Source organism: Acinetobacter sp., from assembly GCF_049284435.1.
Taxonomy (GTDB): domain Bacteria; phylum Pseudomonadota; class Gammaproteobacteria; order Pseudomonadales; family Moraxellaceae; genus Acinetobacter.
This window is the reverse complement of record NZ_JBAPXX010000156.1, coordinates 1-8832: the sequence shown is the minus strand read 5'-3', so window position 1 is coordinate 8832 and position 8832 is coordinate 1. Positions and strand designations below refer to the sequence as shown.

Sequence of the window (8832 nt, the reverse complement as noted above, 5' to 3'; positions counted from 1 at the left end):
CTTAAACCTTCGGTCACATCCTGTTTGGCCAGACTTAATAACTGGTTGACCAGATGCTGCATACGCAAAATGCCTTGGCTCAAATTATGGATAGACTCGCTTTGAGGGAACTGCTGCAGCAAAATTTGTAACTGTAAATTCAAGGCCGTCAGTGGCGTACGTAGTTCATGTGCAGAGTCCGCCACAAATTGACGTTGTTCCTGTTGGGCCAGAGAAATTCGGCCAAACAGATAATTCATTTCCTGAATAGTCGGTTCCAGCTCTAGGGGATAATCTTTCATTGCAATTGGCTTTAAGTCTTGTGCCTTGCGGCTAGCCAATTCAGTTTTAAAATCATTAAGGGGCTGAAAATTTTTCCGGATCATCCAGCCTAAGCCAAATACTGCAAAAGGTAAAAAAAGCACATAAGGAAGAAACATATTGGCTGCCAGTTCCAGAGCCAGTTCCTGCCGGACATTTTGCTGCTGGCTCACCTGAATCTGTAATTGCTTATCAGGAATAATATAAGTTAACCAGGTTCCATACGGCGTTTGATGCTTGTAGAAACCTGCTTTCCTGACCGGTGCAACCAGAACATCCTGCGGATGCAAGGAGGTGGCTGTATCTGTATAGGACCAGATATCTACAAATAAATCTTCTTCACTGTATTGTTTTGCTAGATCGATTTGGCTTTGTAAGGGTTTCGGATGATTTTCTGAAATGCGCTCTGCCAAACTCTGCATCTGTTTATCCAGTACTTCATTAATTTCTTCGCGCGCAATCCGGTATGCCGCAAAGATCAGCACACAGCCCAGTACTACGCTAAATAATGAAATATAAATAACCAAACGTTTTTGCAAGGAATAACGTTTCTGCATGGCGCTCATCCTAAGCGATATCCTAGCCCACGTATGGTACGGATGAAGTCTTTTCCTAATTTTGCCCGCAGATGATGGATATAGACTTCTACCGTATTACTACTGACATCACTATCAAAGTCATAAAGCTTGTCTTCCAGATCATTTTTAGAAAAAATTTTGCTAGGATGCATGAGGAGTGCAGTGAGAATAGACCATTCCCGATTAGACAACTCGATCGGTTCACCATTAAAGCATGCGATGTGCTGTTCCAAGTCCAGTTCCAGCCCACTGTATGCTAACTTCTTATGGATATCTGTGCCGGTATTTTTGAAGCCACTACGGCGCAGCAAGGCATGAATACGGGCCAGCAACTCGTCAAATTCGTAGGGTTTAATCAAGTAATCATCTGCTCCTTGATTTAGCCCATCCACCCGGTTTTGTAATTGATCCCGGGCGGAGATAATCAGTACCGGTAAATTTGGAAACTTCTGCCGGATATTTTTTAGTACCAGCATACCATCCATCATTGGCAAGCCTAAATCGAGCAGGACAATATCATATGCCTGCTGCTGTAACTGTTTTAAACCCTCAATCCCATTATTGACCCAGTACACCTCAAACTGATGCAGCTTGAGCAATGTTTCAGTCGACTCGGCAATCATAAAGTCATCTTCAATAATCAGTATTTTATGCATCTCAAGCTCTGTTTTTTAATGATGATGAGCATTGTGCAAGCATATCATTTTTAGCTTCAATCACTTGCGTTTTTATATCCAGCATACTTAATAAGCTGGGGAAAAGATGATCCTGACTACGGGCCTGTTCGGTCTGTGTTTTTAAACAGTTTAGCTGCCGGGCATTGTACTGTTGCCAGGTATCGGAGAACCACATCAGCATCGGGATATGGGTTTGCTGAGTGGGCGCCATGCTATAAGGAGCACCATGCAGGTATAAACCATGCTCTCCGGTGGATTCTCCATGATCAGACAGGTACCAGAAACCGGTTTGATATTGAGTCTGCTGCTTTAAAGTTTCAATGATCTGGGCAAGAACATGGTCTGTATATACAATCGAATTATCATAGCTATTCTTTAATTCTTCTGTACTGCAGCCCTGAATGGTATTGCTATTACAGGTCGGTTGAAATGGCTGATATGGTGCTTTGGAACGCTTGAAATATGCGGGACCATGACTACCCATCTGATGCAGTACAATTAACTGTGGTTTCGGGTTGTTTTTATCCAGATGCGCCAGATAATCTTTCAGGCTATCCACCAGGATTTCATCAAAACATTCACCACCAGCATCACACCACTTCTGTTTCAGTTGTGCCGGAATCTGATACTTTTGTACCCGGTCACAGGCACCTTTACAGCCCGAATTATTATCAATCCAGGTCACCTGATAACCGGCGCGCTGCGCAATATCCAGCAAACCTTCTCGGTGGCTGGCTAGCTGTTCATCATAGGTTTCACGTGACATGCCCGAAAACATACAAGGGACTGAAACGGCTGTTGCAGTTCCACAAGAGCTGACCTGATTGAAATTAATTACTGCTAACTTGCTCAGTTCAGGATTGGTATTGCGCGCATAGCCATTTAAAGCGAAACTCTCGGCACGTGCAGTTTCTCCAACAACCAGCACCATCAATTTGGGGTGCTCCTGCATTTTGGCCTGCTGTAGCAGATGGGCATCTTCGCCATAAGTAATTAAAGGTAAATTCGCTTTAGGTGCTTTCTTTTTATAATAGGACAAAGTGGACGCGATGCTGTTTTGTGGAGAAAGCATACCCTTCAGGTCGCGGTGCTCGCGGAAGATGGCAGCATAATCGACATAGAAACAGAACAATAAACCTAGAATCAGTCCGAGTGAGACTATACTGCTCAAGCCTTTTTGTAAGATTTGACGCCCAAGCGATGCAGGCTGTATTTTAAGCATCCAGACGATACAGAGTGGAAAAACCACAAACACCAGTGTCCAGATGATCAGTCGCATTGACCAGAGATCACGAACTTCACGGGCATCGGTTTGCAGCATATTCTGGATCTGGTCAGGCGTAATAACAACCCCCAGACTATTGACAAAATAAGCACTAAAACCACCCAGAATGATCAGGACACTGGCCAGTATTTTGGCATTCCATTTCCAGTTCAGCCACTGTAATACCAGATTGTAAAACGCAATAATGATCAGTGCCGTGGCGACAAGTAATAGACCTGCTTTTAGATTGGTATAAGGAGTGAATTCATGGATTTTCTGATAGAAAGCAAAGTTTAGGATTAATCCCAGCCAAATAGCCAGCAACACGTTAAAACCTAAAAGACTGATCGACTTTTTCGGTTGCTGACTAAAAAAAGAAGAATGGGAAAATAGCTTCAGCATAATCCATGGCTCAAAGACTTTAAGATGCTTTAGCCTAGAATCTGAAACTTAAAAATGGCTTAAAATGATTGGATCATTTCATTTTCATAATATATGCAAACCAGCTCTTCTTTATTTCAAACTCAGAAGAATAAAGATAAGCCCTAACATATGTAGAATCTGGCTAGGCGCAAAATACAGAAAAAACTTCCATCCCCCGGTCACAAAAGAATTGATACTTTTAGACACCGCATGTGCCGCAAGTCCAATCATGACAGCATAAATTAAAGTCAGGTTATGAGGATTTCCTTGTATTACTACACCTGCTACAGCAGCATGCACTTCAAATAAAGAGGCTAAAAAAGTACCTAAAATTAAGCCGCTATCCCCCAGTAAAAGATTCGCGCCGTAAATCCCTGCCTGGATTAAGGTCAAACTGACCGCAATAATCACCGCCTCTTTTATACTGAACATCCGGCTATCAATTTCTTGTATTTCATTGATGGTCGTACTGTTATCCGCTTGGGGAGTTCGATGAATCAAGAATCCGGCTGCAATACATAAAATTCCGATCCCCACCAAACTCGGAATCAGCAGGAACTTGAACCATTCTACGCTCACTCCCAGAACAATCAGCAAGAGCTGTAATAAGGTGGCAATACAGGAGATCAATCCAGCACCTGCATTTAATTTAGCACTGGCCTGTCCGGATCGGACTTGCATGCCTAAACTGGCAATCGTGGCCGTACTGGAGACAAATCCCGAGGCTAAGGCAGATAAAATAAGGGCCTTATCATTGGACAGGATTCGTTTTGCCACATGTGCCATGGACTGAACAATCAAGATTAAAATGAGTAATTTTAGGATGATATAGGGATTCAACACGGCGCCCCACAAAGGTTTATTGGGCATGACCGGCAAGGCGATCAATATCAAAGCCAATAAAAGCAGTCCATCCCTTAACTCATAGCTTTGGATCGTTTTTCCGGCAAATTGATGCAGTGTCTGTTTGCCCATCAGGATGATCGTGAGTAGAACCGCCATCCCTGCAGCAAGTGGAATATTCCACACACAAACAGCGCCAATGATATAGGTCATCAAAAAAGCCAGTTCAGTGGTAGAGCCGATATCCTGCTTCTGTTGAAACAGGCTATATACACAGAATAGGCTGACCGCTACGGCTCCTATCACCCCAATATAGAGATGCAAAAGGAAGCATGAAGCACCCAATAAAGCTGTAATCGTAAATGATCTTAATCCTGCAAAACTTTGCTCATTGTTATTGTTCTTATGACGTTCACGCTCAAGCCCAATTAAAAGCCCACAGCCTAATGCCGACAACATGATGGTCAGTAATTCCTGAAAAGATAAACTTTGCAAAAGCATATTCAAGAGCATTCACCTTGTGTCATCCAGTGACAGTGCGTATTTTTAGTATATAAACAGTTCTTTAAAGCAGCCCATCAATTTAATCACTGTATCTTTAAATTCTGAGCTATAGATAGCTGCAAATTATTGGATCAGTCTGCCATTCATCCTTGTTTATGGTCTACATAATTCCCTATTCTTAGTAGACCAGTTTAATCAAAATTACAGAAGTTAATAAGGTTTTAAATCTAAAATATTTTAATCCTACATCAGATCCAGGATTAGGCAGGTTCTGTTTCCCCGACCTGATGATAGGCACGGTTAAAATAAACTAGGGCTTGATCTTCCTGATTCCGTTGAATGGCAACAATCGAACAAATCAAAATCGTATGTGTACCGACTTCCTGGATCTGCCCAATTTCACAATCAAAGCTCACCAGTGCATCTTGAAGTACAGGAGAACCCGTTTCTAATTCAGTCCACTCACCCTGTTCAAATCGTTGTTCAGAACTGAATTTTGAAGATGCAAAAGCATTTGAAAGATTCGCCTGATCTGTACTCAGTACATTTACGCACAGCACTTTATTTTCAACAAAGTTGATATAAGAACGCGATGATCTATTCATACAAACCAACAATGTTGGTGGTGTATCGGTCACGCTACACACGGCAGATGCAGTAAAGCCATGACGACCTGAATCGCCCATCGTGGTCACTACATTCACTGCACTTGTTAATAAAGACATTGCGTTTCTAAAGTCTGTCGCTTCAACCATCACCGTATTCCAACATTCAACTTTTTATAAAGAGCGTTATATCACTCAAATGATGCTTTCAATCTTTTAAAAGCATCATGGATTCACTTTAATTAGTGAGATAATTCCTGACGAATAATTTCAGCACCTGCACTGAGTGCATTGAGTTTGCCACGAGCCACTTGGCGACCAAGTGGCGCCATGCCACAGTTGGTTGATGGATATAGTTTGTCTGCATCCACAAACTGAAGTGCTTTACGTAAAGTGTTTGCTACTTCTTCAGCTGTTTCAATTTGATTGCTTGCGACATCAATAGCACCCACCATCACTTTTTTACCACGAATCAATTCGATCAGATCCATCGGGACACGTGAGTTGTGACATTCAAGCGACACAATATCAATTTTTGATTTTTGCAGTTTCGGAAATGCTTCTTCGTATTGGCGCCATTCTGAGCCTAAGGTCTTTTTCCAATCGGTATTGGCTTTAATACCATAACCATAGCAAATGTGTACCGCAGTTTCACATTTCAGACCTTCAAGCGCACGCTCTAGAGTCGCCACACCCCAGTCATTCACTTCATCGAAGAACACGTTAAATGCAGGTTCATCGAATTGGATAATATCTACGCCAGCGGCTTCAAGTTCACGAGCTTCCTGATTCAGGATCTTGGCAAATTCCCAGGCGAGTTTTTCGCGGCTCTTGTAGTGACCATCATATAAGGTATCAATCATGGTCATTGGACCAGGAAGCGCCCATTTAATCGGCTGATCTGTGAGTGAACGTAAAAACTTTGCATCTTCAACAAACACGGGCTTTTGACGAGAAACTTCACCGACTACAGATGGCACACTCGCTTCATAACGGTCACGGATTTTTACCGTTTCACGTTGATTAAAATCTACACCTTCTAGATGCTCAATAAATGTCGTCACAAAATGCTGACGGGTTTGTTCACCATCGCTGACAATATCAATGCCTGCCTGCTGTTGCTCATGCAATGACAAACGCAGTGCATCTTGTTTTGCATCCAATAATTCCTGGCCTTCCAATTTCCAGGGTGACCAAAGTTTTTCAGGTTCTGCCAGCCAAGACGGTTTCGGTAAGCTGCCAGCAGTTGATGTTGGGAGTAAAATAGCCATGTTTAATCTTCTATCTCTATATTCGTTAATCTATGTTGTAAATTAGGCAGCACGTTCTTGGTCGGCAGTATTTTTAATCGTGAACTCGGCAGCCCATTGCTCCAGAATGTCTTTATAAGGTTGGATAAAGTGTTCTTCCGTCCACTTCCCTTGCTTCACTGCCAACTGACCACGCTCAACACGGTCATACACAATTTGAGTCAATGAATAATCTGGGTACTCAAGGCTGGGTTGATACACCTGACCCGCAGCAGAATTCGCATTATAAATTTCAGGACGGTAAATCTTTTGGAAGCTTTCCATGGTGCTGATCGCACTGATCAACTCCAGATCGGTATAATCACGTAATAAGTCACCTGCGAAATAAAATGCTAAAGGTGCAGCACCATTTTCAGGTTTAAAATAACGGACGGTTAAGCCCATTTTGGCGAAGTATTCATCGGTGCGTGAATGCTCATCATTTTTATATTCCACACCCAATACAGGATGCACATTCGCGGTACGGTAATAGGTTTTCGAGGTTGAAACGCTCAAACAAATCACAGGCTGTTTTTTAAATTCTGCTTTAAATACTTCAGAATTTACGAGATATTGATAAAGCTTTCCGTGTAAATCACCAAAATTTTCTGGCTTGGTCGATGTTGGATTTTTCTTGATATGTTCAGGAAGTACCACGCTAAAATCATAATCGCGGACATAAGACGAGAAACTGTTGCCAATCATGCCATCAATACGCTGATGAGTGTGATGATCAACAATCGTAGTTTTTAAAGTTTCAATTGCAGGGAATGTTTTACCATTTCCTTCAACATCCAGGTCAACTGAAATAATATCGATTTCAACTGAATAACGGTCTGCTTTTGGGTTATCCCAATGTGCCAATGCATTAAAACGGTTATTGATCATTCGTAGAGTGTTACGCAAATTCTGTTCGCGACTTTCGCCACGCGCCAAATTAGCAAAGTTCGTCGTCAGACGTGTGTTATCTGCAGGTTGATAGTTTTCGTCAAAACGAATGCGCTTAATTGAACATGCAAACTTTTTACTCATTGTGATCCACTGCCCTAAGTTCTAATAACCAAATTTCTGAATGAACCTAGTTATACGTGAACGTTAAGATGAATAAAAATGATTTAAACTCAATGAAAAGTGAATATTACTCACGATTGGTTCTTCTTAAGATATCAGGATCACTTAAAGAAGAAAAAATGACAGATTTTTTCTATGTAATTTTAGGATTTAATATATGATAAAATGATTAATATTAATGACTTAAAATAAATTCAATTAAATATTAAGTAGGTGGAAGTGAATAATAAATTCGAAGAATGGTTTATAGTGGATTAGATACATTTTAGGAGTAGATGAATTAAACTCAGCTAAAGATTAAAAAATATCATTCTATTCACTCTGTTTAATTTCATTTAAATCATTCGTTAGAAAAATGTGACTTGAAAAAGCCGATTCAATTCAGCAGAAACAACCTCTCATATTATGCAAATTCCCAGCCTATTTCTCAGCACCCAAGTGTAATCACCTAGATATGCACATAATATTAGTTCATTCAAAGTTCAAACTCTTGATAAGTGCAGATGAGAATTGGGCCTCTGAGGTCGCCCTATTATCAATGGATAACCTCAACATCCACGTAAATCTTAAAATTCTTCCCGCTGTAATTCATTCATCGTTTGCCCCTGATTTGCAAACCACTGATCACGACGCTCAAACAAGCGTGGCGCCGCCTGATTGACTTGATCAATTAAAGCCTGTAAATCGGCATTTATCAAGCGACCATTTTCAACCACAATCTGTCCTGCCACCATCGTCATCACGACATCTTGACCTTGAACCGCATGCACTAAATTGGTATGCAAATTAAATAATTTTCCTTGATCAATTAACGGCGTCATCCGCGGTGTATCCAATTTCACTGCAATCAGGTCAGCCTGCTTACTGACTTCCAATGAACCAATTTCATCTTGCATACCCAAGGCTTTTGCCCCTGTAATCGTAGCCATTTGGCAGACTGACCAGGCATCCAGTGCAGCTGCATCCAGCGAAGAAAATTTAGCCAGTAATGACGCCGTTTTCATTTCTTCAAATAGATCCAGATTATTGTTTTCTTTTTCTCCATCAGTACCCAAACCTACCGCAACACCTTGACGTAGCATTTCAACAACAGGCGCAGCACCGGAGGCCAATTTCATATTGGAAATCGGGTTATGGGCTACACCGACCGCATGTCGCCTTAAAATCTGAATTTCATTTGCATCTGCCCAGACACAATGTGCCAACAAGGTTTTAGGCAGATCCAGCAAGCCCAGTTTTTGCAGACTCTCAATCGGGCGAATGCCTGAACGGCGCAGG

General features: G+C 41.6%; 8 protein-coding genes. All 8 read right to left on the bottom strand.

Annotated elements, in window-relative coordinates; translation table 11 throughout:
- Nucleotides 1-857: histidine kinase dimerization/phospho-acceptor domain-containing protein (locus WAK81_RS13475; RefSeq protein ID WP_422197528.1), on the bottom strand; the 857-nt coding region annotated here is incomplete at its 3' end.
- 5 nt (nt 858-862) lie between these two features.
- Nucleotides 863-1534 carry a response regulator transcription factor gene (locus WAK81_RS13470; protein WP_422197526.1) on the bottom strand — a complete coding sequence of 224 codons (672 nt, stop codon included), beginning with the start codon at nt 1532-1534 and terminating at the stop codon, nt 863-865.
- A 1-nt stretch (nt 1535) separates the two neighbouring features.
- Entirely contained in the window at nt 1536-3221 is a 1686-nt protein-coding gene (locus tag WAK81_RS13465) for a phosphoethanolamine transferase (RefSeq protein WP_422197524.1), read from the bottom strand.
- A 111-nt stretch (nt 3222-3332) separates the two neighbouring features.
- Nucleotides 3333-4586, bottom strand: a complete 1254-nt coding sequence (locus WAK81_RS13460; protein WP_422197530.1) for an MgtC/SapB family protein — start codon at nt 4584-4586, stop codon at nt 3333-3335.
- 263 nt (nt 4587-4849) lie between these two features.
- Nucleotides 4850-5344, bottom strand: a complete 495-nt coding sequence (locus WAK81_RS13455; protein ID WP_422197522.1) for a flavin reductase — start codon at nt 5342-5344, stop codon at nt 4850-4852.
- Between the two features lie 92 nt (nt 5345-5436).
- A complete protein-coding gene (locus WAK81_RS13450; protein ID WP_422197520.1) occupies nt 5437-6465 on the bottom strand; it encodes a methionine synthase in 1029 nt (342 codons plus the stop codon).
- A gap of 42 nt (nt 6466-6507) precedes the next feature.
- On the bottom strand, nt 6508-7515 hold the full coding sequence (locus WAK81_RS13445; RefSeq protein ID WP_422197518.1) for a DUF1852 domain-containing protein: 1008 nt from the start codon (nt 7513-7515) through the stop codon (nt 6508-6510).
- 605 nt (nt 7516-8120) lie between these two features.
- The coding region (locus WAK81_RS13440) for an amidohydrolase family protein (RefSeq protein ID WP_422197516.1) at nt 8121-8832 on the bottom strand (712 nt) is incomplete at its 5' end.

What these genes read in the sequence shown, in the direction of transcription:
- WAK81_RS13450 (WP_422197520.1), bottom strand. Translation starts at nt 6,465, where the DNA reads ATGGCTATTTTACTCCCAACATCAACTGCTGGCAGCTTACCGAAACCG.
- WAK81_RS13460 (WP_422197530.1), bottom strand. Translation starts at nt 4,586, where the DNA reads ATGCTTTTGCAAAGTTTATCTTTTCAGGAATTACTGACCATCATGTTG.
- WAK81_RS13465 (WP_422197524.1), bottom strand. Translation starts at nt 3,221, where the DNA reads ATGCTGAAGCTATTTTCCCATTCTTCTTTTTTTAGTCAGCAACCGAAA.
- WAK81_RS13445 (WP_422197518.1), bottom strand. Translation starts at nt 7,515, where the DNA reads ATGAGTAAAAAGTTTGCATGTTCAATTAAGCGCATTCGTTTTGACGAA.
- WAK81_RS13470 (WP_422197526.1), bottom strand. Translation starts at nt 1,534, where the DNA reads ATGCATAAAATACTGATTATTGAAGATGACTTTATGATTGCCGAGTCG.
- WAK81_RS13455 (WP_422197522.1), bottom strand. Translation starts at nt 5,344, where the DNA reads ATGGTTGAAGCGACAGACTTTAGAAACGCAATGTCTTTATTAACAAGT.